This window comes from Bradyrhizobium niftali, from assembly GCF_004571025.1.
GTDB classification, from domain to species: Bacteria; Pseudomonadota; Alphaproteobacteria; order Rhizobiales; family Xanthobacteraceae; genus Bradyrhizobium; species Bradyrhizobium niftali.
On record NZ_SPQT01000013.1, the window covers coordinates 36860 to 63087 of the forward strand.

22 protein-coding genes and 1 pseudogene are annotated in these 26228 nt (G+C 63.9%); 7 read left to right on the plus strand and 16 right to left on the minus strand.

Annotated features, from left to right (window positions below; genetic code table 11):
- Window positions 1-78: 78 nt before the first annotated feature.
- From E4K65_RS22135 to E4K65_RS22155, 5 genes are all read right to left on the minus strand, one after another.
- Window positions 79-819 (minus strand): carbonic anhydrase, encoded by a 741-nt coding sequence (locus E4K65_RS22135; protein ID WP_135175981.1) that lies wholly within the window; start codon window positions 817-819, stop codon window positions 79-81.
- Between the two features lie 59 nt (window positions 820-878).
- Window positions 879-1352 (minus strand): DUF2846 domain-containing protein, encoded by a 474-nt coding sequence (locus E4K65_RS22140; RefSeq protein ID WP_235885699.1) that lies wholly within the window; start codon window positions 1350-1352, stop codon window positions 879-881.
- A 153-nt stretch (window positions 1353-1505) separates the two neighbouring features.
- Window positions 1506-5009: a DNA polymerase III subunit alpha gene (gene dnaE / locus E4K65_RS22145; protein WP_135175982.1), complete on the minus strand. Its 3504-nt coding sequence runs from the start codon at window positions 5007-5009 to the stop codon at window positions 1506-1508.
- 509 nt (window positions 5010-5518) lie between these two features.
- Window positions 5519-6238, minus strand: a complete 720-nt coding sequence (locus E4K65_RS22150; protein WP_135175983.1) for an outer membrane protein — start codon at window positions 6236-6238, stop codon at window positions 5519-5521.
- 363 nt (window positions 6239-6601) lie between these two features.
- Window positions 6602-7213, minus strand: coding sequence for a transglutaminase domain-containing protein (locus tag E4K65_RS22155; protein WP_167771030.1), 612 nt, complete (start codon window positions 7211-7213; stop codon window positions 6602-6604).
- A 415-nt stretch (window positions 7214-7628) separates the two neighbouring features.
- Between E4K65_RS22155 and E4K65_RS22160 the strand changes: the two genes are divergently transcribed.
- The 3 genes and pseudogenes from E4K65_RS22160 to E4K65_RS22170 all read left to right on the plus strand — a co-directional run bounded on the left by E4K65_RS22160 (window position 7629) and on the right by E4K65_RS22170 (window position 10636).
- Window positions 7629-8945, plus strand: a complete 1317-nt coding sequence (locus E4K65_RS22160) for an MFS transporter (protein WP_135175985.1) — start codon at window positions 7629-7631, stop codon at window positions 8943-8945.
- Between the two features lie 22 nt (window positions 8946-8967).
- Window positions 8968-9219, plus strand: a pseudogene (locus E4K65_RS22165) (alpha/beta fold hydrolase); the annotation flags it as partial.
- Between the two features lie 145 nt (window positions 9220-9364).
- Window positions 9365-10636 carry a hypothetical protein gene (locus tag E4K65_RS22170; protein WP_025575606.1) on the plus strand — a complete coding sequence of 424 codons (1272 nt, stop codon included), beginning with the start codon at window positions 9365-9367 and terminating at the stop codon, window positions 10634-10636.
- 170 nt (window positions 10637-10806) lie between these two features.
- Here the strand turns inward: E4K65_RS22170 and E4K65_RS22175 are convergent, their stop codons facing one another.
- Together E4K65_RS22175 and E4K65_RS22180 are read right to left on the minus strand one after the other, a co-directional pair.
- On the minus strand, window positions 10807-11400 hold the full coding sequence (locus E4K65_RS22175; RefSeq protein ID WP_135175986.1) for a DUF6647 family protein: 594 nt from the start codon (window positions 11398-11400) through the stop codon (window positions 10807-10809).
- Between the two features lie 171 nt (window positions 11401-11571).
- A complete protein-coding gene (locus E4K65_RS22180) occupies window positions 11572-12315 on the minus strand; it encodes a hypothetical protein (protein WP_135175987.1) in 744 nt (247 codons plus the stop codon).
- Window positions 12316-12886: 571 nt separating this feature from the next.
- Between E4K65_RS22180 and E4K65_RS22185 the strand changes: the two genes are divergently transcribed.
- The 3 genes from E4K65_RS22185 (at window position 12887) to E4K65_RS22195 (ending at window position 14959) form a co-directional block, all read left to right on the plus strand.
- A complete protein-coding gene (locus E4K65_RS22185; RefSeq protein WP_025575610.1) occupies window positions 12887-13186 on the plus strand; it encodes a hypothetical protein in 300 nt (99 codons plus the stop codon).
- A gap of 241 nt (window positions 13187-13427) precedes the next feature.
- A complete protein-coding gene (locus tag E4K65_RS22190) occupies window positions 13428-14024 on the plus strand; it encodes a TetR/AcrR family transcriptional regulator (RefSeq protein WP_135176101.1) in 597 nt (198 codons plus the stop codon).
- Between the two features lie 74 nt (window positions 14025-14098).
- On the plus strand, window positions 14099-14959 hold the full coding sequence (locus E4K65_RS22195) for a DMT family transporter (RefSeq protein WP_135175988.1): 861 nt from the start codon (window positions 14099-14101) through the stop codon (window positions 14957-14959).
- Here the strand turns inward: E4K65_RS22195 and E4K65_RS22200 are convergent.
- A complete protein-coding gene (locus E4K65_RS22200; RefSeq protein WP_025575615.1) occupies window positions 14956-15771 on the minus strand; it encodes a helix-turn-helix transcriptional regulator in 816 nt (271 codons plus the stop codon). The genes E4K65_RS22195 and E4K65_RS22200 overlap by 4 nt on opposite strands.
- Window positions 15772-15880: 109 nt before the next feature.
- On the opposite strand from E4K65_RS22200, the gene E4K65_RS22205 reads away from it, so the two are divergent.
- The gene (locus tag E4K65_RS22205; protein WP_025575616.1) at window positions 15881-16960 is read left to right on the plus strand and encodes a quinone oxidoreductase family protein; all 1080 of its coding nucleotides are present in this window, start codon (window positions 15881-15883) and stop codon (window positions 16958-16960) included.
- A gap of 130 nt (window positions 16961-17090) precedes the next feature.
- On the opposite strand, the gene E4K65_RS22210 is transcribed toward E4K65_RS22205, so the two are convergent.
- The 8 genes from E4K65_RS22210 to E4K65_RS22245 all read right to left on the minus strand — a co-directional run bounded on the left by E4K65_RS22210 (window position 17091) and on the right by E4K65_RS22245 (window position 26177).
- Complete coding sequence (locus tag E4K65_RS22210) at window positions 17091-17795, minus strand: ABC transporter ATP-binding protein (protein WP_025575618.1); 705 nt, start codon at window positions 17793-17795, stop codon at window positions 17091-17093.
- Window positions 17796-17802: 7 nt separating this feature from the next.
- Window positions 17803-19083: a lipoprotein-releasing ABC transporter permease subunit gene (locus E4K65_RS22215; protein ID WP_025575620.1), complete on the minus strand. Its 1281-nt coding sequence runs from the start codon at window positions 19081-19083 to the stop codon at window positions 17803-17805.
- A gap of 73 nt (window positions 19084-19156) precedes the next feature.
- Entirely contained in the window at window positions 19157-20476 is a 1320-nt protein-coding gene (proS, locus tag E4K65_RS22220; RefSeq protein WP_135175990.1) for a proline--tRNA ligase, read from the minus strand.
- A gap of 152 nt (window positions 20477-20628) precedes the next feature.
- Window positions 20629-22185 (minus strand): copper resistance CopC/CopD family protein, encoded by a 1557-nt coding sequence (locus tag E4K65_RS22225; protein WP_167771031.1) that lies wholly within the window; start codon window positions 22183-22185, stop codon window positions 20629-20631.
- A complete protein-coding gene (locus E4K65_RS22230; protein ID WP_135175992.1) occupies window positions 22185-22703 on the minus strand; it encodes a YcnI family copper-binding membrane protein in 519 nt (172 codons plus the stop codon). Before E4K65_RS22230 ends, E4K65_RS22225 begins: the two co-directional genes overlap by 1 nt.
- A gap of 20 nt (window positions 22704-22723) precedes the next feature.
- Window positions 22724-23155: a hypothetical protein gene (locus E4K65_RS22235; protein WP_135175993.1), complete on the minus strand. Its 432-nt coding sequence runs from the start codon at window positions 23153-23155 to the stop codon at window positions 22724-22726.
- Window positions 23155-23676: a copper chaperone PCu(A)C gene (locus E4K65_RS22240; RefSeq protein ID WP_135175994.1), complete on the minus strand. Its 522-nt coding sequence runs from the start codon at window positions 23674-23676 to the stop codon at window positions 23155-23157. The genes E4K65_RS22235 and E4K65_RS22240 overlap by 1 nt, the downstream gene beginning before the upstream one ends.
- Window positions 23677-23717: 41 nt before the next feature.
- The gene (locus tag E4K65_RS22245) at window positions 23718-26177 is read right to left on the minus strand and encodes a TonB-dependent receptor (RefSeq protein ID WP_235885700.1); all 2460 of its coding nucleotides are present in this window, start codon (window positions 26175-26177) and stop codon (window positions 23718-23720) included.
- Window positions 26178-26228: the final 51 nt, after the last annotated feature.

Here is a 26228-nt window from a genome sequence, read left to right on the forward strand (position 1 = left end):
CCAGCTGAATGGCGCTTGAACGAAAAGCTTGGATTGAGGCGGTGGCATGGCCACGCCGTCGGCGGCGTCAGCCCCGCGTCAGCCTTGCGCAATCAGCTCGACCGTTCCCGTCGTGAGCCGGTAGATGCCGCCGACGACCTTCAGCTTGCCCTGTTCCACGGCCGCATTGAGGATCGGCGCGGCCGATTTCAGCTTGGCGACGTTGTCGATCACGTTCTGCCGGATCGCATTGTTGAGCACGTCCCCGCCCTGCTGCATCGCAGCTTTTGCGGCGTGCGCGATCGCATCGACGAGCGAGGGGATGTGGCCGGGCGGCGACGTGTTGTCCTTGATCGCCTTCAGAGCCGCATCGACCGCGCCGCAGCTGTCATGGCCGAGCACGAGGATCAGCGGCGCATTGAGCACGGCGACCGCATATTCCATGCTGGCGATGGTCTCGGTACCGGCAAAGTTTCCGGCCACGCGGCAGACGAACAGATCGCCGCGACCGGTGTCGAAGGCATATTCAGGCGCGATGCGCGAGTCGGCGCAGCTCAGCACGGCCGCGAACGGGTTCTGGCCGCCGGCCAGCGCCTCGCGCTCATGCTTGAAATCGTGCCGCCGCGACACGCCTTCGACATAACGGACGTTGCCCTCCATCAGCCGCTTCAACGCTGCGTCTGGCGACAGCACGTTCTGCGGCTTGGGCGGAGCCTTGGTCTCCTTGGCAAGGGCGACGCCGCCCAGGGCAAGCCCGAGCGCCGAGACCGTCAGATGGATGAGCGATCTCCGCGAAGGGCCGATGTGGACGTCGCGATCACCGCCGCAATTCTCGCACATGCCTGGCTCCTCCCAATCGAGCCGCCGTCGTTGATGCAGCGGCCATCGTGCCGCGCATCTTACTCGATAGCCTGTAGCTCCGCGAGCTTCGTTCGCGCGGTCGCCTCGTCCAGCGCGACGAGCTCGGCCGGCCCGGGATTGGCGTCTCCTGCCGTCGCAACGGAGACGACGGCAAGCCCGGCGAGGCCACCGAGAATCGCTCCCCCCGTGGCGGCATCGTGCCTGGGACTGCTCTTGATGAGGTAAAAGTGCGTCCGGCCGGCTTCCATGACGATGTCGCGCTTGGTGTCGCCGGGAAACATCAGCTCGGTCACCAGCACTTCGTGACGGCCGGCCGGCCGATCGGCATAGGCATATTTCCCGGCCACGACCTTGCCAAGCGGCGCACCGTCGAGCTTCACCTCGCAGGCGCAAATGGCCATGCTGAGCCCATTCCTCTTGTCCTGCAGCAGGACGATGCGCGAATGCCCGGGGCGCGGCGGTCCGACCTTCTTTGACACCGATGCAAAGTCGGTTCCGACCTGATCGCTCACACACCCCGTCAGCATGGCACCAACGGCCAACAACAACGCGCCCCGTCGCAGCATCGCACACCCCATTCCATTCCCCGGGTGCATGCTAGCCAGAAACAGCGCGAGGTTGCAACACGCTCCGACGACGACGGCACTGATCGCGCAGACCGGCCGTCAGAGCTGCTGCACGTCCACGACGCCCGCCACCGCCTTGATGGCGCCGGCGATCTGCGGCGAGACCTTGAAGCGGCCGGGCAGCTTCATCTCGACCTCGGTCTCGGGGTCGAGCATCATCACCAGCGAGACCTCGCCGTCGCCATTGGAGCGCGGAGCAATCCCCGGGCTGCCGACCTTTGGCGCGGCGCCGTTCGAGCCAGCCATCTCGGGGCCGGCGAGACGCTTGGCAATCGATTCCAGCGGCTTGGTGTCGCGCAGGAAGATGCGCAGGCCCTTCTGCGTCTTGGCGGCGGCATCGTCGAGCGGCTCGGCATGCAGCACGCGGGCGCGCACGTCCTCGCCCTGGAGCTCGGCGCCAAGCTGGAGCAGCACGGCGGCGCCCGGCTCGAGCACGTCGCGATATTGCGCAAGCCCTTCCGAGAACAGCACCGCCTCAAAGTGGCCGGTGGGATCAGAGAGCCCCATGATGCCCATCTTGTTGCCGGTCTTGGTGCGCCGCTCCATGCGCGAGACCACGGTGGCCGCGACCTTGCCGGCGGTGGCGCCGGTCTTCACCGCGCGCGAGAACTCCGCCCAGCTCTGCACCCGCAGGCGCTTCAGCACGGTGGCATAGTCGTCGAGCGGATGTCCGGACAGGAAGAAGCCGATCGCGTCGTATTCGCGGCGCAGCCGCTCGGCCGGCAGCCACGCCTCGATCTGCGGCAGCATGATGGTCGGCGCATCGGCCGCGCTGCCGAACATGTCGTTCTGGCCGATGGTCGCGGCCTCATGCGCGCGCTGGCAGGCGGCGAGGATCGCGTCGGCGCCGGCGAAGACGCGCGCGCGGTTCGGCTCCAGCGTGTCGAAGGCGCCGGCGGCGGCGAGACTCTCGATGATGCGCTTGTTGATCGCACGCGGATTGACGCGCGCGGCGAAGTCGGCGAGCGAGGTGAAGAGACCGTTCCTGGTACGCTCCTCGATGATCTGGTCGATCGCCTGAATGCCGACGCCCTTGAGCGCGGCGAGCGCGTAATAGATGGTCTTTTCTCCGACCTCGAAGGTCGCGCCGGAGCGATTGATGTTCGGCGGCTCGACCTTGATGCCGAGACGCTGCGCCTCGGAGCGGAATTCGGAGAGCTTGTCGGTGTTGTTGAGATCGAGCGTCATCGACGCCGCGATGAACTCCACCGGATAATGCGCCTTCATGTAGGCGGTGTGGTAGGACACCAGCGCATAGGCCGCCGCGTGGCTCTTGTTGAAGCCGTAGTCGGCGAACTTCGCCAGCAGCTCGAAGATGGTCTCGGCCTGCCCCTTCGGCACGCCGTTCTTCACCGCGCCGGCGACGAAGATGTCGCGCTGCTTGTCCATCTCGGCGCGGATCTTCTTGCCCATGGCGCGGCGCAGCAGGTCGGCGTCGCCGAGCGAATAGCCCGACATCACCTGCGCGATCTGCATCACCTGTTCCTGGTAGATGATGACGCCGAAGGTCTCCTTCAGGATCGGCTCCAGCACGGGATGCAGATATTCCGGCTCCTCGTCGCCATGCTTGCGCGAGCAGTAGGTCGGGATGTTCGCCATCGGGCCGGGGCGATAGAGCGCGACCAGCGCGATGATGTCCTCAAAACGGTCGGGGCGCATGTCGATCAGCGCGCGCCGCATGCCCTGGCTTTCAACCTGGAACACGCCGACCACGTCGCCGCGCGCCAGCATCTGGTAGCTCTCGGCATCGTCGATCGGCAGCGTCGCGAGATCGACATGGATGTCGCGCGGCTTGAGCAGTTTGCACGCGACGTCGAGCACGGTCAGTGTCTTCAGGCCCAGGAAGTCGAATTTGACGAGGCCGGCCGGCTCGACCCATTTCATGTTGAACTGGGTCACCGGCATGTCGGATTTGGGATCGCGGTACATCGGCACGAGTTCGCTCAGGGGGCGATCGCCGATCACGATGCCGGCCGCGTGCGTCGAGGCGTGACGGGTCAGGCCTTCGAGGCGCTGCGCGATGTCGAAGGCGCGCGCCACCACCGGATCCTCGTCGCGGAACGCCTGAAGCTTCGGCTCGCTCTCGATGGCGGCCGCCAGCGTCACCGGCGCGGCCGGATTCTGCGGCACCAGCTTGGTCAGCTTGTCGACCTGGCCATAGGGCATTTGCAGCACGCGACCGACGTCGCGCAGCACGCCGCGCGCCTGCAGCGTACCGAAGGTGATGATCTGCGCGACCTGGTCGCGACCGTAACGCTCCTGGACGTACTTGATCACCTCGCCGCGGCGGTCCTGGCAGAAATCGATGTCGAAGTCAGGCATCGAGACGCGCTCGGGATTGAGGAAGCGCTCGAACAGCAGGCCGAACTTGATCGGGTCGAGATCGGTGATGGTCAGCGCCCAGGCGACCAGCGAGCCTGCACCCGAGCCGCGGCCCGGCCCGACCGGAATCCCTTGCGACTTCGCCCATTTGATGAAGTCGGACACGATCAAGAAGTAGCCCGCGTACTTCATCCGCATGATGACGTCGAGCTCGAACGCCAGGCGCTTGTTGTAGTCCTCTTCCGTGGTGCCCTGCGACAGGCCATGCACGCGCAGGCGGTTGGCGAGCCCCTCCTCCGCCTGGCGCTTCAATTCGGCCGCCTCGACTGCGGCCGCATCGGAGCTGCCGGCGGCGCCGACGGTGAAGAACGGCAGGATCGGCTTGCGCGTCATCGGGCGGAACGAGCAGCGTTCGGCGATCTCGACCGTCGAGGCCAGCGCCTCCGGAATGTCGGCGAACAGCACCGCCATCTCGGCGCGGGTCTTGAAGCGGTGATCCGGGGTGAGCTGCACGCGATCGCTCTCGGCGATCAGCCGGCCGCCGGCGATACACAAAAGCGCATCGTGCGCCTCGTAATCGTCGGTTGCGGCGAAATACGGCTCGTTGGTCGCAACCAGCGGCAGGCCCTTGGCATAGGCGATGTCGATCAGCCCGCTTTCGACGCGCCGCTCCTTGTCGATGTTGTGACGCTGCAGCTCGATGTAGAGCCGGTCCCCGAACAGCGTGGCGAGACGCTCGCAGCGCGCAGCCGCAAGCTCGGCATGGCCGCCGGCGAGCGCCAGCGAGATCGGCCCGTCAGGGCCGCCGGTGAGCGCGATCAGGCCCTCGGTCTCGCCGTCGAGCCAGTCGAACTTGATGAAGGGTGCGTGGCTGTCGGGCGATTCCAGGAACGCGCGCGAATTGAGCCGCATCAGGCTGCGATAGCCGCGCTCCTGCGCCGCCAGCAGCACCACGCGCGACGGGCCAATCGCGTTGCGTGCATTGGGATCCTGGTCTGCGAAGTCGATCGCGAGCTCGCAGCCGACGATCGGCTGGATGCCGGAGCCCGCCATCTTGTCGGAGAACTCCAGCGCACCGAACAGATTGTCGGTGTCGGTCAGCGCCAGGGCCGGCTGATGATCTTTCTTTGCGAGCTCGGCGAGCTTGGCGATCTTGATCGAGCCCTTGAGCAGCGAATAGGCCGAGTGAACGTGAAGGTGGACAAATCCGGCGCTCGGCATGGTCGCGTGACGGCCTCTTGCAGATGAGATGGAGCGGTCGCCGGCCTCAAGGGGATGCCGAGGGGATCATGAGAGCATCCTGCACCTGCGCTCCACCCGTCTTTGCCGACTCGCCGCACCATGGTGGGGCGTCGCTGCCGCAGAGTCCACGCCGGAGCGGCCGATCGGCCACCTCGTCCCGCTTTTCCCCAAGCGCGCCCAGGAGTTCCCGGGCGCCGGTTTTCCAACCCGCTACTCTAGAGCTGCGGAATCACCTGCGCCCAGATTGCGATCATCCCGACGAACAGCGTGATCGATGCCAGTGCGGCGGCTTCTTCCACGAAAATCCTGAACATGGCCTGCTCCCTTGCTGGAACGTATGAAGAACATTGTTCTCATTTCGTTCTCGGGAGTCAAGCCGTCTGAGCCATCCCGCAAAGGAATGGTTAACTCGTTGACTTCAAACAACAAAAAAAGCCCCGGCCAACGGCCGGGGCTTTCGACAACCGCTTCTTGCGAAGCGATCGGTATCAGTAGCGGCCGAGCATCGGGCCACCGAACTTGTAGTTCAGGCGGACGAGACCCATGTCGACGTCCTGACGGATGCGCTCCGTACCGGCGAAGCCAGCGAAGGTCACGTCCTTGTCGGACAGGAAGATGTGGTTGTACTCGACGCCAACCGACCAGTTCGGCGCGAAGCCGTACTCGAGGCCGGCACCGACCGTGCCACCCCAGCGGGTGTCGCTGGTCGAGGCGAGCAGTGCGCCCGCCGTGCTGGAGATCTCGTACTTGTCGCTGACCACAGCCGCACCGCCCTTGACGTAGATCAGGACGTTGTTCCAGGCGTAGCCGACCTGACCGGTGATCAGACCGAACGCATCGATCTTGGTGCGGTTGCGAGTCGCGAACAGCGCGCTGGTATTGTCGCCCGAGAAGTCGGCCCAGTTGCCCTGGCCTTCCACGCCGAACACCCACTGGCCGGACTGCCAGCGATAGCCGATCTGGCCACCGACCGTGCCGCCGGTCGCATCGTGCGAACCTTCGCGACCAACGCCGACGAAATCCCAGGTCGCGTGCGACGAACCGCCGCCGCCGTTGATGCCGATGTAGAAGCCGCTCCAGTCGTAGATCGCGGCGACCATCGCAGGCGCCTTGGTGTACGGCCGAGCCGCGAGATCAGCAGCCAGCGCCGGTGCAGCCGCGCCCAGCGCGACGAGGCTCACAGCAGCAAGCAACAAATTCTTCTTCATTTGAATCCCGTTCCAGTTTCGTCGTTAGGCCCCCGGGCCGTCGCGTGGTCATAACAGCGATCGACGGAATTGCTGTAACCCCGACGCAACAGTTCGCTCCAAAGGGCCGCGCTTCATTAATGAAGATTAATCAGAGCGCGCTGGAAACCCTTTGAAACAAGAGTTTTCAGCGATTCCAATGTCGACGACACGAGATGCACTGCTGACGCGCGTAACATCGCCGCGCGCACATTCGCGTGACTGGAGATTCGAGATGCGCGCTTTGTTTACACTCCTCATTGTCGCCACATTTTCGCTCGCAATCGCCACATTCGCGTAAGCGCGGCTGCAAGCAATTGCAGCCGGGCACGGGTCTCGAACGATCTAGTGCCAGGGTGGCGCACTGAGCGATGGCGCGATCTCGATCGCACCCGCCTCACCGCGCTGCGCGATACCATCACATCGCGACAGAGCAGCGTCGTCCAACACGCGATGTGGTTCGCGCGCGGCGCGCCACGTATCCCATGCCGAGGCCTCGATCTTGGCGAGCGCGAGCAGATCGCGCACGAGGTTGACGCGCGCAAAGAACAGGCCGGTCGTCGTTCCGTGGCCAAGCTGCGCAGGATCGATGGCGCCGGTCCGGCATAGCTTCCATGCCTCGATCCCGGTGATGAACGCCGTACGAGGCACATCCGCCGGCTCGAAATCGAACTTGAGCAGACTGCGGTGCAGCTCGTCGAGCTCGGCATCGACCAGGACCCAGCGTTGCTCGTCCCGGGACCAATACTCGCACACCCAATGATCGTGATAGGGATGCCCGGTAAAATATCTGCCGAAACCGCAGCGTATGCGGGCCGGCACGCGATGATGCCGCAGGACGGCGCACGACATCAGTGAAAAATCCCGGCACGTCGCCAATACCCTCGACGCGCCCGGTCGGGCGATGGTCAGCGGTCTCGGGTCGATCGCCAGAATCTGCTTCAGGCGCTCGGCCACAGGCAAGGTGGCGCGGCTTTGACCGGTGAAGGCAGCGACGTCCAATCCCTGCCTCTCGATCCATGCTTCGTGGATCAGGAGGCCCTGCAAGGTGCGACACAACCCTGGAATATCCAGCGGCAGGCCGCCGATCAGGGCGGCGTCAGTGCCGGGATCGGTGAGCGCGCTAGTCGGGAGTCGCGAATTCAGTCATCGAGACATATCGGCAAGGGCGAGCGGATCATATCAGGCCCCTGCCGCCCTGCACACGCTCTCGCCATCGCCACCCGCAAATCGGGACGCTGATATGCGGCCGGCCTTGCATCGCGGCTCCGGTGTTGACGCAGACTGCTCCGGGTTTAAGTACGACAGCAAATCTTGCAGGGATGGCGACGTTAGCTGGGCTGGTTCCCTTGACGCCACCAATGCAGGACACATGTCGATATCGCCTCAAGCGACCTCGCCCCGCGCGACCACGGCCTCCGCGCCCCCTCACCTCGCCATCGTCCTGTTCTCGCTCGCGATGGGCGGCTTTGCGATCGGAACCACCGAATTCGCATCGATGAGCCTGCTGCCGTTCTTCGCCGCCGACCTCGGGATCGACGAGCCGGCTGCGGGACACGCGATCAGTGCCTACGCGCTCGGCGTGGTGCTGGGCGCACCGCTGATCGCCGTGCTTGGTGCGCGCTTCGCCCGGCGCACGCAGCTCCTGGTCCTGATGGCCGTGTTCGCGCTCGGCAATGCGCTCACCGCGCTTGCGCCGGGCTTTGGCTGGATGATCGCGGCCCGTTTTCTCGCAGGGCTGCCGCATGGCGCCTATTTCGGCATCGCCGCGCTGGTCGCAGCCTCGCTCGTTCCTCAACATCGCCGCTCGCGCGCGATCGGCCAGGTGATGCTCGGCCTGACCGGCGCCACCATCATTGGCGTGCCCTTAGCCAATCTGGTCGGCCAGACGGTCGGCTGGCGCGCCAGCTTCGGCCTCGTGTCGTTGCTGGCGCTGCTCACCGTCCTGCTTTGCGCCCTGTTCGCGCCGCGCGACCAGGCCGGCAGGTCGGACCCGCTGCGAGAGCTCGGCGCCCTCCGAAGCGGCCGCGTCTGGATCACGCTGGCGATCGCCGCCATCGGCTTCGGCGGCATGTTCGCCGTCTATACTTACCTTGCGACGACATTGATCGAGGTCACCAAGGTCAGCCCCGCGGTGATTCCGATCTTTCTCGCCGTGTTCGGCGTCGGCGCGACGCTCGGCAATCTGTTCGTGCCGCGCTTCGCGGACCGCGCCTTGATGCCGACGGCGGGCAGCATCCTGTTGTTTTCAGCGGTCGCGCTGCTGGTCTTCCCGCTTGCGGCCGGCAATCCCTGGCTGCTCGCGGCAGACGTCTTCGTGATCGGCGCCAGCGTCTCGCTCGGGGCTGTCCTCCAGACGCGCCTCATGGACGTCGCGGGCGACGCGCAGGCGCTCGCTGCTGCGCTGAACCATTCGGCGTTCAACACCGCCAACGCGCTCGGCCCGTTCCTGGGCGGCCTTGCCATTCGCGAAGGGCTGGGCTGGACCTCTACCGGTCCCGTCGGCGCTGCGCTCGCGCTTCTCGGCTTTCTGATCTGGATCGTCGCCTGGCGCGACGCCGGACCCGCGCCGGGCGCGGACACATCAAGCGACGCTACCTTGCTGAAGACCACTCCCGCCAGGCCGGCGCCACCGCTGGCGCCGGATGACCGGAGCCGTTCGGATGCCGTCAGGGATCCGGTGGCTTAACGGCAGCTCGAGCAACTCTTGGGGCCGATTCTACTGGGAGAATAATAACAACAACTTCAGCTCGGCCGCGCAGAAGACCACGGAGATCACGGTGCCGGTCGCGGTGACCGTGTTCCCCACCGAGATCTATCGCGCGCCGAAGACATGGACGCAGCGCGCATATCCGACGCTCCATTACTTCAACGAGGTCGACAAGGGCGGCCACTTCGCAGCGTGGGAGCAGCCGCAGCTCTTCGCCACGGAGATGCGGGCGGCCTTCAGATCGCTGCGCTAGGCCGTTCGATCCGTGAGCCGGGCGGTGCTGTCGTGGCGCCGCCCGGCGCAATAAACGCGCACATGCACGCCACCGAAAGTTGTATGCGCGCTGATCATCATGTAACGTCAGCGTCTATCTTCACCGCGCGTGGCCCAGTCGTTACATGCTTGCCCGTATTCTGTTTCTCGTGGCCATGCTGCTTCCATGCGCACTGCGTGCCGAGGAAGCGCCTGCCGAAAAAACCGGATTTGCGCGCAAGCTGACGATCTATCTGGCCAAGGGGGCACCGGACGCGTGCGGACCGGGCTGCGACCGCTGGATCGCCATCGAGGGCGAGATCGATGGGGATGCAAGCCAACGCATTCGCCGCTTCCTGGCCGGCGTCAACGACACGCAGCGTCCGATCTACCTTCATTCGCCCGGCGGGAACGTGGAGCAGTCCTACGTCATCGGTCGGCTGCTGCGCAGTCGCAAGGCGGTCGCGCGGGTCGGACGGACGATCGCGACCGCGTGCGCCGCCGGCACACAGGTGGACGCCGCATGCCTGAAGACGAAGGCCGCCGGCGGCGAGGTCGAGGCGGAGCTCACGACCTACCATGCGATGTGCAACTCGGCCTGCGGTTACCTGTTTCTCGGGGCGACATCACGCGAGGTGGCTCCCGACGCCGCGCTGGCGGTCCATAACTCCAGGCTGGTCCTCGTCTTTCACGGGCATCCAGCTCCGCAGGCGGTTGCGGAATACAGGCAGCGCCGCATCGCGAATGCCGAACGCGACCGCGCCGCATTCATCGCAGCGATGGGGATCAGCCGCGAGCTCGACAATCTCATCCGGACGGTGAAGTTCGAAAACCTGCATATGCTGACGCGAGCCGAGCTCTATCGTTTCGGAATCGACACGCGAGCGTTTGCCGAAGGGATGTGGAAGCTGGAAAAGGCAACGCCGCCGTTCATCAGCAAGATTGCGGTGATGAAGAAGGAGAGCGGTTCTTCGTTCCGGACGATGGAGTGGCGCATGTTTTGCGACACCAGGAATCGTGTGCAACTGATGTTCGCGGGCGAGATCGACGAGGCGAGCGTCGGCAAGAGTACGATCATGATGACCGCGGACGCCGACAAGGACCAGGAAGCCGGAGGCTCTCCGGTGCGAGCCGCGAAGTACGAGATGTGGAGCGGCAGTATCGACCCTGACATGGTCAAGGCGATCATGGCGTCCCGCTCCCTCCATGTACGGCGGTCCACGCCGATGCCGGACGAAAAGGTGGACGTCACGAAATTTGACATCGACCTCACGGGCCTGGCGTCGATGCGAACTCAGCTTGCGGCGGCGTGCTCGTCGGTAGCGGCCAAGCCGAAAGGTCCCTGGCCGGCGAGCCCTGGGCCAGCCATTCCGCTGCCGAACGTCACCGCACCACCCTCGGCCGTGCCCTCGCCGTAAGCGCAGGAGCGCCATTCGAAGGCCCGTGGCATAACGTAGCTTCACTCTGGGGCCGTTGCTGACTTCGCCTGCGCCACCTAAGATCTTGTTGGTACGTACGAGACGATCTCAGCTTTGCGCTCCTTTGGAAAGGCAATCGTTCGACAGCGACTGGGATCGACCGGTCACAATCAATACATGCATGCTGATGAAATCAGCACTGTGAACATGTCGACGTCGAACTCATTCTCCAAGCTAAGTCCGAACCGCTCTAACCATTTATCCTGAGCCAGGTAGGCCAACTTCTCTCGCGCCTGAGGGCAATCAAATTTGAGCTTTCCAACATTCTGAAGGTGATGGACCATTTCGTGTACCAGGACCGATTGGTCGGTCGGCGAAGTGCCGCCCCAATCATCAGGAAGCAGGATCGTTCTCGTCTCGTTGTCGTAAAGTGCGACAACCTCGCGCCGAGCTAGTTGCCCATCGCTTTCCATGAAGCCTTGCGAAGAAGTACGGTCCCTCGCACGCAACCTCGCAAGCTCCATCTTCGATGCAAATTCAACGACGGGACGCTGTTTGATGGCAGGCAGGTCGAAATTCGATGAGAGCCAAGTCACAATGTCATCCAACAGGGCTTCCGTAAGTTGAGCTGTATCAGAATGCAACGAAACCGAACGCGACTCGGCGGACGCGCTGCGCTCCAAAGCATATCCGCGATGGGCTTTCGTGGATGTGGCTAACGTTAGGGAGACTATCGCCGCGACCAAGAGGAATTGCTTGAACATGATCCTCTCCTCAGAGGCTGTTCGAAAAAGAAACTCTTCAAAAAATCAGTCGGCAGTTAAACAGCTGGAACATAGCATTCGCCTGGCGACGTCGTTGTGAACCCATTCACACCCAAAGAACTCACAACGCCGCTGTCAGCGCTCGCCTGCCCGAAACTCGGTTGCTCGTCTTCATGGCGGCGGCAGAGCGGCCGCGATTCCGCCGCTGAGGTCAGGCGGCCGCACGAAGAGAAGACGGGAGGTCGCCGGTATTTCCGCGTCATCCCTGCCGTCCTGGCCGATCAGGATCAATCCCGCTCCGCCATTCGCCACATTGAGAACCACCGGCCCTCCGCTCCACGTCTTGATTGGCTGCATTCCCACGATGAGGAATTCGCCCATGGGCTGATCAAGATATTGAAGGCGCAATTGCGGACCGACCTCCGCTGCCGCAAGTTCAAAGCCGAGTTGCCGGGCTCGCGCGTAAATGACGGCCAGAGGCACGCTATCGGCTTTAAAGCCAAGCTCGACCGCGGATACCGCCACAAGCTCTACGTCCATCTTGCTGGAACTGACGGTGAAGGCCGGTCGAGCGAGAACTTCCGCGGCCAGCCCGCCGATACTGCAACCGACGGAATCCAATGCATCGCGCAACGCAACGGAGTTGCCAAAGGTACCGACGGCAATCGTCTTCCATGTCGGCACATCGCGGGCGGACCCGATGAGTTTTTGCGGCAAATCAACTGCGCGAACTTTGCCGAGCTTCAGTTGATTCTGTAAGACGTCGCGCGCCGAGCATTGTCCCCACGCCTTGGGCGTGACCTGAAACAAGGAAGCGGCACAGAGCAATGCAACCATCAAGCAATGGCTGCCCCACCTCGCGTTCAGATGGTGATGTGGTGCGGCGCGATCCGCTTGGCTTGTCAGAATGCACATGTCGAATATCGACTTGTTGCAAAATTCAACTGAAAAGAACCCGCCTCCGAGTCAATGGGAAGAACGGAGGCCAATGAAAAACATCGTCCGACCGAGCTCAAAAGGGGAGCCGGAGGCGGGGCACTATTGGCTCAAGTATTCCAATTTCAAATGAACGGGCGGCGGTCCGTAAGCCCGATCGCTCGTCGCATCAAACCGAAAACGGAATGACGTGCTGAAACGTAGCACCACGAGTCCCTCGGTACAATCAGCAACTCCGCCCACCAGCGTGCATAGCGCGCTTCACCACGATCGCGACGTTCGAACAACCACTCTGGCACTCGAAGTTGCGCTACGTGGGTTCAGCAAATCTCAGGTTCGCCGCGAACACCGCTCCGCGCGAATACTTGCTTGCCAGTGACGGTGCGCCGCCATCCGCCGAGAAACGGCAGAGTTGCTTCCGCTTGCGAAGACTGAACCAGGATCGCGCCGCTGAAGACGAACCTTCATCGAGATTGAACAGGAGGTTCGCTTCTCGAACGTTGCTCGATACATGCCTCATGGACATTTTACACAACTATGGAGGTATCCCATGCCGATCGTCCAATTTACTCGCTTCAAAACCGACAAGTCCGAGGAAATGGTCCAGATCATCAGGCAGGCGAAGAAAATCTTTGAAAAACACGGTGCCGAATTTCTTCGGCTCTCCCGTTTCCACACCGGTCCCTGGGCAGGAGAGTTGCTCGTTACGACGCGCTACTCCAGCTGGGAAGTTTACGGCAAGGTGCAGGAGGCCGTGTCAAAGGATCCGGAGTTTGCGCAGGTGCAGGCTGACGGAATGAAGATTGCCGAGCTCCAGGGCCGTAACATCGCCGTTAGCATCGATCTCTAGTCGGAGCGCCGCCCCGCAAACCACATTAAGCGCGAAGGCCACTCGACATATGCCGGTGGCCTTCCCGATCCGGTCACAGCGCTTCCGGCCACGCACCGTAAGCGGCGGCTTGGCGGGTCAAGGCGGGTTCAATCCGCCTTTCCAGCGTTCAATTTCACCGGCCAAAAGGCATCCGGATTCAACGCGCTTGCGATTTAACGACCATTCGGTCTATATATTGGCAATGAGCCGCCAAGCCCCAATGCAGTTGCCCCGCGGTCGCCCCCGCAGTTTCGACGTGGAAGCCGCTGTCGAGCGCGCGATGGATGTGTTCTGGTCGCGCGGCTATCACGGCACGGCGCTCCCCGACCTTCTTCGTGCGACGAAGCTTTCGCGTGGCAGCCTTTACGCCGCTTTCGGTGACAAGCACTCGCTATTCTTGCGCGCGCTCGATCACTACATTGCCGATGCTCTGACCCGGATGGATATCGAGCTCGCCCCCCGCAGGGAGCCGGTCGACGGCCTGCGGACCTTCCTTGCCGGCTATGTCGACCGCACGAGCGGTGCTAATGGCCGGCGCGGATGCCTGCTCGTGGCCACAGCCATGGAACTGGCCGGCCAGGACGCCGAAGTCGGTCGGCGCGTCGCGAGCTTTTTCAAGGCCATGGAGGCCAGGCTGGCCGATGCACTTTCGCGTGCGGGGGCGGCGGGCAAGCTGGCCGACGGTGTCGAGCCTTCAAGTTCCGCCCGAATTCTCGTCTGTTTCGTCGAGGGGCTGCGCGTGGTCGGCAAGACGGCACCGGCACGGATGACGTCGCAAGCCACCGCCGACGCGCTGCTCGACCGGTTCATCAGGTGAACAACCCATGCCGCGCCTTCCGCCGTTGTCGCGCGCCAATATTTGAACCGATCGGTCTTGAAAGGAAGGATGCCATGTCTGCCATCCAGATCGTCTGCGCGGTCATCGTTCCCCTGCTCTGGGGTTACCAGTTCGTGGCCATCAAAGTGGGCGTGACGGAGTTTCCGCCTCTCTTCTTCCTCGCGCTGCGCTTCCTGGCCATCGCGCTGCTGCTTGTTCCGTTCGTCAAGAGGCCTGCGCGCCACCAGATCGGCCCCGTCGCAGCCATTTCGATTTTCCTTGGCGGACTGAATTTCGGGCTCTTCTATGTTGGCCTCGGGCTCGGCTCGGGAAGCCTGTCGGCGATCGCGTATCAGCTCGCCACGCCCTTCACCGTCCTGCTCGCCTGGCCGCTGCTCGCGGAGAGACCGTCTGCCACCACGTCCGCCGGTGTGGCGCTTGCATTCGTCGGCGTGGTCGTGCTGGCAGCGGGGCCCGGCTTGTCGGCAAACGCGCTGCCGCTGCTGCTCGTGGTTGGGGCAGCCTTCGCCTTCGCGGTGTCCAACGTCTTGACGAAACGCTGCGGCCCTTTCGATCCCCTGATGTTGATGGGATGGTCGTCGCTGTTCACGGTGCCGCAGGTCATGGTGATGTCGCTGCTCCTCGAATATGGGCAACTGGCGAGCCTTGTCACGGCGGATGAACGCGGCTGGCTGGCCCTCGCCTACACCATCTTCATCGGAGGAATTGTCGGGTTTGGCCTCTGGTTCTGGCTGATCGCGCGTTGCTCCATGGGCCGCGTCGCCCCCTTCGGCCTGCTACTTCCGGTGTTCGCGTTGCTTTCGAGCGTGTTGTTCCTTGGCGACCGCATAACCCCGAAGTTGATCGTCGGTGGGCTGCTCGCGATCTCCGGCGTCGCCCTGACACAGATCAGACCGAGCGTTCGAGCAACCTAACTCCCGGAAGCCCACGCACGGCCTCCTGAGCCGCCGCCCCTGACCGGCGTGTAGATCACGAGCTTCAGCGCGGGATCATCGTTGGCCTGAAAACTGGTGTGCTCGAAATGCAGCACGCCCAGAGTTGGATGAGACATCGTCTTGAGGCCCGAGGCGGTGCTGCGGATCTCGTGGGCTTCCCACCATTTGACGAATTCCGAGCTACCTTGCCGCAGCCGCGTCAGCAATTCCGCGAAGGCGGGATCGCCAGCCCAGACGTCGTGGGTGGCGCGAAACATCGCGACCATGCGCTTGGCGACCTCCGCCCAGCCCGCGCCGTAAGCCTTGCGCGTCTGCCTGTTGGTCATCATCAGGAGCATCGTGTTGCGATCCTCCTCCGGCAACCGGCCGAACGCAAAAACCTGCTCGGCGGCTTCGTTCCAGGCCAGCACGTCCCAGCGCCGTCCGGTGATATAGGCCGGATGCGGCAGGCTCTCGATCAGCCGCAGGATCGGCGGCGGCACGATCTCGCGCGTGAACGCCCGTCTGTCGCCGTCGCGCGCCAGCGCCTTGAGATGCGCATGCTCGGTCTTGCTGAGCCGCAGCGCACGGGCAAGCGCATCGACGGTGGTGACCGACGGGCTGACGGTGCGGCCCTGCTCGAGACGGATGTACCAGTCGACACCGATGCCGGCGAGTTGGGCGACCTCCTCGCGGCGCAGCCCCGCGGTGCGCCGCCGGAGCCCTGCCGGAAGCCCGACGGTCTTCGGCGACAGCTTTTCGCGGCGGGACCGCAGGAAGTCGCCGAATTCGACGCGGCGTGGGTCGGCCATGATGTCGCTCCCGCGATGGAGGGTCTGGAGAATACTAGGATAATACCAGGCCTTCTAGTCCCCTCCAAGGCGGCGCATATGCGTTTCACCCCAATTCGAGGTGAACATCATGAAAGCCGCCGTACTCAAATCCTTCGGAACGCCGCTGGTGATCGAGACTGCTCCGGACCCGGTGCTCGGCACCGGCGAGGTCATCGTCGACGTCGTCGCCACGCGCGTGCTGTCTTATATGAACGAAGTCTTCAGCGGCGAACGAAACTATGCACTCGATTTGCCGATCATCCCGGGCCCGGGCGGCATCGGCCGGGTGCGGGCGATCGGCCCTGATGCAACCAAGCTCAAGATCGGCGACTGGGTGTTCTGCGACCCGACGGTGCGCTCGCGCGACGACGCAATTGCGCCCGACATCGCCCTGCAGGGATTAACGGCCGCCGGCGCGGGCGGCATGCTTCTGCAAAAGCATTTTCGCCACGGCTCATTTGCTGAGCAGATGCGCGTGCCGACCGAGAATGTGAAGCGGCTCGGCGCGATCACGTCGGAGGAAGCCTCGCAATGGTGCGCGCTGGGGACGGCGCTGGTGCCCTATGGCGGCTTCCTCGCCGCCAACCTTCAACCGGGCGAGACCGTGCTGGTGAGTGGCGCCACCGGCAATTTCGGCAGCGCTGCGGTGTCGGTCGCGCTCGCGATGGGCGCGGCCTGCGTGGTGGCGCCCGGTCGCAACGAAGGGATCCTCGCCGACCTCGTCCGCCGCTTCGGCAGCCGCGTGAAGCCGGTCAGGCTCACCGGCAACGAGGATGACGACCGCGAAGCGATGAAGCGCGCCGCGCCCGGCCCGATCGATTGCGTGTTCGACATCATGCCGCCCTCGGTGAGCGCCACCGTGGTGCGCGCCGCGATCATGACGGTGCGCGCTTACGGACGCGTCGTGCTGATGGGCGGCGTCGGCATGGCGGGGGGCGCGGGCCTCGAGCTGCCCTACCCCTGGATCATGCGCAACTGCATCTCCATCCACGGCGTCTGGATGTATCCGCCGGATGCGGCGAGCCGCCTGATCGCGCTGGTGCGATCAGGACTCCTCCGGCTTGACGAATACAGGACGACGGCCTTCGACCTCGATCACGTCAATGAGGCGGTGGCACACGCCGCGGCCAATGGCGGGCCGTTCAAATTGACGGTGATCCGACCGTAAAACGCCGCACACCAGGGCGATGCGCCGGCGCAGCCGTTTTGCTTGACCTGTCAAAGGGCTGCAAGGCGTCACCCCGATCGTAGCCGGCCACGGCCGGCTACTGTGCATGGGGTTGTTTTCGCAGTTTTTGTTACTCGAGCTCGACCACCTGGCCGTTCGACAGCGACACGCGCCGGTCCATACGGCCGGCCAGCTCCATGTTGTGGGTCGCGATCAGCATGGAGACCTTTGTCGCCTTGACCAGCTGCATCAGGGCCTGGAAGACGTGATCGGCCGTGTGCGGATCGAGGTTGCCGGTCGGCTCGTCCGCGAACAGCACGCGCGGCGCATTCGCCACCGCGCGCGCGATCGCAACGCGCTGCTGCTCGCCGCCCGACAGCTCCGCCGGGCGGTGGGTGATGCGGTCGCCGAGGCCGAGATAGCCCAGGATCTCCTTGGCGCGCTTGACGCTCTCGGACTTCTTCAGGCCGCGGATCATCTGCGGCAGCATGACGTTCTCCAGCGCCGAGAACTCCGGCAGCAGCCGGTGCGACTGGTAGACGAAGCCGATGTCGGTGCGGCGCAGCTGCGTACGCTCGATGTCGGGCAGTTGCGAGGTCGGCGCGCCATTGACGTAGACTTCGCCGGAATCGGGCGCTTCCAGCAGTCCCGCGATGTGCAGCAACGTCGATTTGCCCGAGCCCGACGGCGCCACCAGCGCGACCGATTGCCCGGCCCACAGCGCGAGCTTGGCGTTGTCGAGGATCGTCAGCGGCACCTCGCCCTGCAAGTACTGCCGCTTTATCTCGTGGAGATAAATGACCGGTACATCCTCAGCCCCCTGTTGCTGCTCCATCAGCCCCTCACTCGTACCGGAGCGCTTCGACGGGATCGAGGCGCGCAGCGCGCCACGACGGATACAGCGTCGCCAGGAACGACAGCGTCAGCGCCATGATGACGACGGCCGTGGTCTCGCCGACGTCGATCTCGGCGGGCAGTTTCGACAGGAAATAGAGCTCCGGCGAGAACAGCTCGGTGCTGGTGAGCCAGGACAGGAATTGCCTGATCGATTCGATGTTGAGGCAGATCACGAGGCCGACGAAGAAGCCGACCAGCGTGCCGACCACGCCGATCGAGGCGCCCGTGATCAGGAAGATGCGCATGATCGAGCCTTGCGAGGCGCCCATGGTGCGCAGGATGGCGATGTCGCTGCCCTTGTCTTTCACCAGCATGATCAGGCCGGACACGATGTTGAGTGCGGCGACCAGCACGATCATGGTCAGAATCAGGAACATCACGTTGCGCTCGACCTGGAGCGCGTTGAAGAAAGTCGAGTTGCGCTGCCGCCAGTCGACCAGGAACACCGGGCGGCCCGCCGCTTCCGTCACCGCCTTGCGGAAGGCGTCGATCTTGTCGGGATTGGTGGTGAACACCTCGATCGAGGTGACGTCGTTGCTGCGGTTGAAATAGGCCTGCGCCTCCGCCAGCGGCATGAACACGAAGCCGAGATCGTATTCGGACATGCCGATCTCGAACACGGCGACGATCTTGTAAGGCTTGATGCGCGGCGTCGTGCCCATCGGCGTGACCGCGCCCTTCGGCGCCACCAGCGTGATGCTGTCGCCGGCGTGCAGCGACAACTGGTCGGCGAGGCGCCGGCCGATCGCGACGCCCTGCCCGTCGTCAAAGCCTTCGAGCGAGCCCTGCTTGATGTTCTTGGCGATCGAGGTGAGGTTGTTGAGGTCGTCGGAGCGGATGCCGCGCACCAGCACGCCCGAGGCGTTCCAGGGCGAGGACGCCAGCGCCTGGCCATCCACCACGGGCGCTGCAAGCCGGATGCCCTGGACCTGGCTGATGCGGTCGGCGACGTCCTTCCAGTCGGTCAGCGGCGATTCCAGCGGCTGGACCAGGATGTGGCCGTTCAGCCCCAGGATCTTGTCGAGCAGCTCCTTGCGGAAGCCGTTCATGACGGCCATCACGATGATCAGCGTCGCCACGCCCAGCATGATGCCAAGGAACGAGAACCCGGCGATGACCGAGATGAATCCCTCCTTGCGGCGCGCCCGCAAATAGCGCCCCGACAGCATCCACTCGAATGGCGCAAAAGGCGCGGTTTTCACGGTTTCGGTCATGGTCTCATCCATCGCTCGATAATCCCATGATTCGGGGTCAATTGTGGCCGGATTGGCGGCCGCGATATCGGGCGATGAACAATATTCAGCCGACCAGCCGGGCGACCGCGTCCGCAGGCGACATCGTCTCGCGTGAGCCGTCGCTGCGCCGCTTGAGCTCGACCTTGCCGTCGGCGAGCCCCTTCGGCCCGATCATGATCTGCCAGGGGATTCCGATCAGGTCGGCAGCGGCGAATTTGGCGCCGGCGCGCTGGTCGGTGTCGTCGTAGAGTACGTCGACGCCCTTGGCCTGGAGCTCCGCGTAAAGCTTCTCGCAGGCCGCATCGACCGCGGGATCGCCCTGCTTGAGGTTCAGCACCACCGCGCGGAACGGCGCGACAGCTTCCGGCCATTTGATGCCGGCATCGTCATGGCAGGCCTCGATGATGGCGCCGAGCAGGCGCGAGACGCCGACACCGTAGGAGCCGCCGTGGATCGGCACGTCGACACCGTCGGGGCCTGCCACCATCGCCTTCATCGGCTCGGAATATTTCGTGCCGAAATAGAATATCTGGCCGACCTCGATGCCGCGGGTGTTCACGCGCTTGTCAGCGGGCACTTCCTGCTCGAACCGCGCGGCGTCGTGCACGTCCTCGGTCGCAGCATAGACCGACGTCCATTGCTTGATGATCGGCGTGAGGTCGCTCTCATAGTCGACGTCCTCGCCGGGCACTGGCAGGTCCAGCACGTCGCGATTGATGAACACGCCGGATTCGCCGGTTTCGGCGAGCACGATGAATTCGTGGCTGAGATCGCCGCCGATCGGGCCGGTCTCGGCGCGCATCGGGATTGCCTTCAGCCCCATCCGCGCGAAGGTGCGCAGATAAGCAACGAACATCTTGTTGTAGGCGACGCGCGCCGCCGCCTCGTTGAGGTCGAAGGAATACGCATCCTTCATCAGGAATTCGCGGCCGCGCATCACGCCGAAGCGCGGGCGCTGCTCGTCGCGGAATTTCCATTGGATATGATAGAGATTCAGCGGCAGGTTCTTGTAGGACTTCACATAGGCGCGGAAGATCTCGGTGATCATTTCCTCGTTGGTCGGCCCGTACAGCAGCTCGCGCTTGTGGCGGTCGGCGATGCGAAGCATCTCCGGGCCGTAGGCGTCGTAGCGGCCGCTCTCGCGCCAGAGGTCGGCGAGCTGGAGCGTCGGCATCAGCAGTTCCAGCGCACCGGAGCGGTCCTGCTCCTCGCGCACGATCTGCTCGATCTTCTTCAGCACGCGGAAGCCGAGCGGCAGCCAGGCATAGATGCCGGCCGCCTCCTGCCGGATCATGCCGGCGCGCAGCATCAGCCGGTGCGAGACGATCTCCGCCTCTTTCGGATTTTCCTTCAGGATGGGCAGAAAGAACCGCGACAACCGCATGGCAACACTCTGGGAATCAGTGAGGGGTTGCAGTGAAACCGGATTGGGAGCGAAAACACAAGACCGGGAATGAGGAAAAGCCGCTAACACGGCGGAATTCCTTGTCATTTTTCCGTTGCCTTCAGGTTCAGCTTGAACCGCTGCCGTGCCCCTTACGGCATCACCTCGAGCTCGTCCTCGAGCGTGATCTTCTCGAAGTCGGTCACCAGCGCATCGATCCGCACATGCCAGCGGCCGGCAAAGGGCAGCTCGACCTTGCGCACATGCCAATAGCCATCCGGCCCGCGCGAGGCGTCCCGCTCCATCGGCTCGATGCCGCGCTCGGGCAGACTCAGGGTCAGCGTCACTTCCTTGGCCGCCAGCGGCGTCGCTTCACCGGTCATCAGCTGGAGCACGAAGTCATCGACGCCGGCCTTGCCCGGCGAGACCAGGACCTGGAACATCGCCTTGTCGGTGTGGATGTGGATCGCCAGAGGCGTCTCCGGAACGATTGTCCGTGGCGGCGGCGTGAAGCGCCAGCCGGCGACGACGGCAAGGATCGCGAGGCCGATCAAGCATTCGAGCAGGATCGAGCGCTTCAGCGCCGGCGCAACCGCCTCGTCCCGGGCCAGCGCCGGGGTCAGGCGAACGCGATTGAGCGCGGCCAGCGCCAATAGTGCAGCGACCAGCGCGAGCTTGATCGAGAGGATGAGGCCGTAACGGGTCTCGACCAGCGCCGTCGGCTTTTCGAGCTGGACGACCGCGAGCGCAAGACCGGTCAATGCCAGCATCGCGACGACAGGCACCGCGATCCGGGAGAAGCGGTACACGACGGGCAATGCCGCCGCCGGCTTCGAGACGAGTGCAGCGAGCGGGGCCAGCGCCCCGATCCAGAACGCAACGCCGAGGCCGTGGAGGAAGATCGCCGGCCGTGTCACCATTTCGGGCGGTGCCGTTGCGGCGTGTCCGGTCATGGCCAGCGACAAGCCGACGCCGACAAACGCAATGGCCGCAAGCGCCCGCGCGTACCACGCACCACGCAGCGCCAGCATCGCCACCAGCATCGCGGTGACGGCGATCAGCACTGCGGGACCGGCGCTCGTCGCGGACGCAACCTTCCAGGGAGTAACGGTCGCGAGAGCCGCTGGCGGCAGGCCGAGGAGATCGAGGCCCAGGACGCCAAGGGCGACAACAGCGCTCGGCAGGCCAACCACGAGCGCGACACGCGCCACGGCCGTTCCCGTCATCGACCATGCAATCCAGCGCGCAAAGAACACACCGCCGACACCGACGAACAGCCCGATATAGAGACCGACCCGCACCAGCCAGATCAGCGCGTTCAATCCGCCATCCGTAGTGGCAGGAGGTTGCGTTCCCGTCGGCATGCCGATCGAGAAGATGACCGATCCCGCGACGGGATGGCCGTCTTGCGAGATCACGCGATAGCTCACAACCGCCGTGCCCTGCGGCAGGTCGGCCGGCAGCGCGACCGAGATGGTTTCGCCCGATGCGCTGACGCGCGCATCGTCCCGTGCCCTGCCCGCGCCGTCGATCAGCAGAATCGCGCCCGGCGTCACCGCCTCGTTGAAGCGCAACTCCACCGCCTTCGGTGCGGACGCAAGCATGCTGCCGCTCGCCGGCTCGACCGCGACGAGCGCCGCATGCGCAAAGGCGCCGGTCGCGAAGCCGACAACAAGAAGCAGCGTCGCGAGCGCGGCGAGAAGGCGCATCAGGGTTTTGGCAACAGCTTCAGGCCAGGTGCCGGCGACTTGCCCTCGTGCGAATGCCCCGCCCCTTCCGCCGGAATTTCGATCCAGCGGCTGACGCCGGTCTCGCATTCCTGGACGACGGGAAAGTACAAAGTCGTGTTCGGCTTCAGGCTGTCGGTGAGGAAGCTGCTGATGACGAACTCGTCGTAATTGTGATCCGGCAGCTTGCCGCCGGACCACGCCACCTCCTTGACGCCGGAGGAGAGCTTGTTGCCGTGATAATCGTACTCATTGGCGTATTTGCCTTCGACCACGTCGACGCTCCAGCCCGCCTTCGGCATCGGCTTCACCGCGATGACGCCTTCCGGGATCTGGACGCGGATCTTCACCGTGGGCGAACCCGCGCAGCCATGCGGCACGGCGAAGACGGCCTTATAGTACGAGCCAACCGCCGCCTGCTTGGTCTCCAGCGTGACATGCGCCGACGCCGGCGATGCGGCGAGTGCAGCGATCAGGATCAGGCAGGATTTCTTCGACATGTTCAGCACCCTCGACAACGTCATTTGATCAGGATCGGCGATTCAATGCTGACATGATCGGCCTCGGAGATCGAAATTCCGAGGCCCAGCATCCAGCGTCCCGGCGTCAATTGCGCGACCTTCACATGCCAGCTGTCCTCGCCGTCGCGCGAAGCCTCGACCGGTGCGAGCTTCCTGCCAGACTGGTCCACGAGCGTCACCGACACGGCTTTAGCCGTGAGCGGCGCCTCGTCCGTCGTCTCGAGCTGGATCGCGATCTCGACCGGACCAGCCCGGCCCGGCGAGACCGTGACATTGGCCATCGCCTTCTCGGTATGCAGATGGGTGAAGAAACTGTCGTCGTCGGTCGCCGCAGCAAGCGGTGTCGCGGCAACCGACAGCAACGCAGCCATCGCGAGCGCAAGGCCCACGAAATATCGAGGCAAGGTCATCGGGGACTTGATCCGTTTCATCACATCTTCATTCCCGAATGATCAGGCATTTTCTTCATCATGTGCCCGCCGTCGCCGGGCGCCTGCGCGCCGACGCCCTGGACGTCCAGGGAAACGGCGACCTTGCCGGCCTTCTCGAACTGAAGCGTCACCGGCACCTTGTCGCCCTGCTTGAACGGACCCTTCAGCTCCTGGAGCATCAAATGATAGCCGCCGGGCGCGAACTTCACGGTCTTGCCCGGCTCGATCAACAGCCCCTTGTCGAGCTGACGCATCTTCATCACGCCATTGTCCACCGCCATCTCGTGGACCTCGGCCTTGCCGGCGATATCGGCGGAAACGCTGACCAGCCTGTCCGCCACTGTGCCCTTGTTCTCGATGGTGAGATAGCCGCCCGCGACCTTGGCGCCACCAGGCGTCGCCCGGCTCCAGGCCTGCGAGATGACGAGATCGCCGGCCTTGACGTCGTCGGCATGCACCGGGGCTGCAAACATTGCGGCGGAGAGCGCTGCGAGCGTGAGCATGCGTGACAGCTTATTCATGTCGTTTGCCTTTCTTGTCGTCGTGAACATCATCCCGCCCGTCAGAACGTGTACTTGCCGGCGAGAACGAAGGTTCGCCCCGGGAACGGATGGAACAGGAAATACTGCTCGTTGAAGAGATTATCGATGCCGAAGTCGAACGCGAGATTCTTCGTCGCGTTATAGTGCATCTTCAAGTCCACAACGAAAAAGTTATCGAACGCGCCGTAGACGTGGGAGACACGATCGGTGTTGTCCAGCGTCGAGTACTGCTTGCCGCTGTAGCGTGCGGCAACGGTATAGGCCCAGTTCTCGTTCGGCCGATAGGTGACGCCCAATTTGGCGCGCCAGTCCGGGACGTAGGGCACGCGCTTGCCGACGACGGTCGTGGCAAGATTCGTCAGAGGATCGAAACCGGCCCAGCCCGCGTCGGCCAGGATTCGCGAGTCGACATAGGTCACGCTGCCGAACAACTGTAGACCGTTGATGAGAACGTTGTCCTTATCGGCGGACAACTCGACACCCTGCAACCGGATCGCATCGACATTGCTGAACGTGGTTGCGCTCTGGGTCGCGTTGATCATGTTGGTTTGCGCGATGATCGCGTTGTTGGTCCGCTCCCTGAACACGGTCAACCGGACTCGACCATCATTCCAGTGACGCTCGATATTGAGCTCGCCGGTAAAGTCCTGCTCGGGTTTCAGGAAGGGATTGGCCACCGTGATCGTATTGCCGACGGTCACGTTCTGATAGAGTTCGAGAACTGTCGGGTAGCGATAGGCCTCGCCGAAATTGACCGTGATGTTCCAATCCTTGTTCGGGTCGTAGGAGAGCGACGCCTTCGGCGAGAAATTCGTCGACGCAAGGCCCGGCTGGTTCTTCGTGAACGACGAGGTGATGACACCCGCCCCGCTGGCCAAGGTCACGACGTTCTGACCATCGAGCGATTGCCAGGTCTCCAGCCGCCCGCCCAAGGTCAATTTCAGATTGGGCTGGATTTTCCAGGCATCCTGAAGCCAAAGCGCGCCGGTGCGCGTTTCCCCCTGACTGTTCGCGTAAAGCTGCCCCGTGCCGGTCGCGGCCTGATACCAGACGGCCGAGCCATAGGTCGGGTTTTCCAGGCGGTACCGGTCGCCGTGGATGCCGAAGCTGATCTCGTGCGCCCCGCCGTAACCGAGCGGACGCCAGATGCCCTTGGCGTCGGCGTTCTGCCAGTTGGTGCCGTCCATGCGCTGGATCTTGCCGTTCTGCGAGAAGCCGACGCCGGTGGGAGTTACGGTATAGGGATTGAGCTGGGCGTCCTCGAGATAGTTGTAGCTCGAGGCCGACAGATCGAAATCGAAAGTGCCTTTGGTGTCGCTCTTGATCGCGACCGCGTTGCTCACATGGGTTTGGTCCCAGATATATTTGGCGTTCGCGAAGGTCGTGATGTTGTTGAAGGTCGGCAGCCCGGTCGCCGCCGACCGCAGGTAGGTCTGCGGATCGGAGACCTGATGGTTGTTCCAGATCCCGAATGAATAAGTCGCCTGCACTTGCGCCGTCACGTCATAGGCGAGGCGGATATTTCCGGAAGTCTGCTGCGAATGCGCGAGGATGCCCGTGCCGACAACATTGGCGGGAACGCCTTGCTTGTTCAGCGCAGGAAACGTGCCGGTCGTACCGGCCGGGATCGTGCTGCTCGTCGTATAGGTCAGCGGCTGCTGAAAACTGTCGAGATAATTGGCGCTGACAAGCCAGGACAGCCTGCCGTCGCGATTGCCCGCGGCCGCACTGGTCTGGCTGGTCACGTAGGTGTCCTTGGTGCCGTACTGATTCCACGGCATCACCGAGACCGTTTCCTTGGCGACCGCAAATGGCTTGTCCGGCATCTTGGACGAGATCAGCAATACGCCGCCGATCGAGTTGCCGGGATAGGCCGCGGCGAACGGGCCATTGAGGTAGTCGATCCGACCGATCGCTTCAGGCGAGATCAGGTTCCATCTTGGCGAGGAGTTCGTGTTGTTGTTGCCGATCAGCGCCGAGATGAGGAGGTCGTCGTAATAGATCAGCGTGCGCGCGCTCGAGTTCACGCCCCAGCTTCGCGTCGCCAGCACCGCCTGGTTGTCGCCGTCGTTGCGTTTCCGTACCAACAGGCTCGGCATGTATTTGACGGCGTCCTCGGGGTCCTTGAGGTTGATGGTCTCATCCACCTCTTTCGCGGTTATGCTGAATGACCGCTGCGGCAATTGATAGCGCGCCACCGCAACCGGCGGCTCCAGTGATGCGCGGGCACCGCCCGCCCCCTGCTCGCCCGTGACGGTGGGAGCCGCCCGCTCGCTGGCGGGCTTTGCCGACCGGCTCCTGGCGGCGGCCGTACTCACCGCCGGCTTGCGTGGCTTGGGTTGAACTGCGGCGGGCGCGTCGACGGTCACCGGCGGCAGCACTGCACTGCTGTTTTGGGCGAAGGCTCCGCTCGACGACGCAAGCAGCGCGGCCTGAACGGCAACGACGCTCACGCCACGGCGGGCATGACGACGTAACATGAGACATTCCTGACGCCGGCTTTCTTCCCGGCTGTTCGACAGCATCAATCG

Bases quoted from the DNA above. Each gene is read 5' to 3' on its own strand.
- E4K65_RS22180 (WP_135175987.1), bottom strand. From the start codon at position 12,315: ATGTGCATTCTGACAAGCCAAGCGGATCGCGCCGCACCACATCACCAT.
- E4K65_RS22195 (WP_135175988.1), top strand. From the start codon at position 14,099: ATGTCTGCCATCCAGATCGTCTGCGCGGTCATCGTTCCCCTGCTCTGG.
- dnaE (WP_135175982.1), bottom strand. From the start codon at position 5,009: ATGCCGAGCGCCGGATTTGTCCACCTTCACGTTCACTCGGCCTATTCG.
- E4K65_RS22215 (WP_025575620.1), bottom strand. From the start codon at position 19,083: ATGGATGAGACCATGACCGAAACCGTGAAAACCGCGCCTTTTGCGCCA.
- E4K65_RS22210 (WP_025575618.1), bottom strand. From the start codon at position 17,795: ATGGAGCAGCAACAGGGGGCTGAGGATGTACCGGTCATTTATCTCCAC.
- E4K65_RS22245 (WP_235885700.1), bottom strand. From the start codon at position 26,177: ATGTTACGTCGTCATGCCCGCCGTGGCGTGAGCGTCGTTGCCGTTCAG.
- E4K65_RS22205 (WP_025575616.1), top strand. From the start codon at position 15,881: ATGAAAGCCGCCGTACTCAAATCCTTCGGAACGCCGCTGGTGATCGAG.
- E4K65_RS22200 (WP_025575615.1), bottom strand. From the start codon at position 15,771: ATGGCCGACCCACGCCGCGTCGAATTCGGCGACTTCCTGCGGTCCCGC.
- E4K65_RS22135 (WP_135175981.1), bottom strand. From the start codon at position 819: ATGTGCGAGAATTGCGGCGGTGATCGCGACGTCCACATCGGCCCTTCG.
- E4K65_RS22190 (WP_135176101.1), top strand. From the start codon at position 13,428: ATGCAGTTGCCCCGCGGTCGCCCCCGCAGTTTCGACGTGGAAGCCGCT.
- proS (WP_135175990.1), bottom strand. From the start codon at position 20,476: ATGCGGTTGTCGCGGTTCTTTCTGCCCATCCTGAAGGAAAATCCGAAA.
- E4K65_RS22170 (WP_025575606.1), top strand. From the start codon at position 9,365: ATGCTTGCCCGTATTCTGTTTCTCGTGGCCATGCTGCTTCCATGCGCA.
- E4K65_RS22160 (WP_135175985.1), top strand. From the start codon at position 7,629: ATGTCGATATCGCCTCAAGCGACCTCGCCCCGCGCGACCACGGCCTCC.
- E4K65_RS22235 (WP_135175993.1), bottom strand. From the start codon at position 23,155: ATGAAACGGATCAAGTCCCCGATGACCTTGCCTCGATATTTCGTGGGC.
- E4K65_RS22150 (WP_135175983.1), bottom strand. From the start codon at position 6,238: ATGAAGAAGAATTTGTTGCTTGCTGCTGTGAGCCTCGTCGCGCTGGGC.
- E4K65_RS22175 (WP_135175986.1), bottom strand. From the start codon at position 11,400: ATGTTCAAGCAATTCCTCTTGGTCGCGGCGATAGTCTCCCTAACGTTA.
- E4K65_RS22230 (WP_135175992.1), bottom strand. From the start codon at position 22,703: ATGTCGAAGAAATCCTGCCTGATCCTGATCGCTGCACTCGCCGCATCG.
- E4K65_RS22225 (WP_167771031.1), bottom strand. From the start codon at position 22,185: ATGCGCCTTCTCGCCGCGCTCGCGACGCTGCTTCTTGTTGTCGGCTTC.
- E4K65_RS22240 (WP_135175994.1), bottom strand. From the start codon at position 23,676: ATGAATAAGCTGTCACGCATGCTCACGCTCGCAGCGCTCTCCGCCGCA.
- E4K65_RS22185 (WP_025575610.1), top strand. From the start codon at position 12,887: ATGCCGATCGTCCAATTTACTCGCTTCAAAACCGACAAGTCCGAGGAA.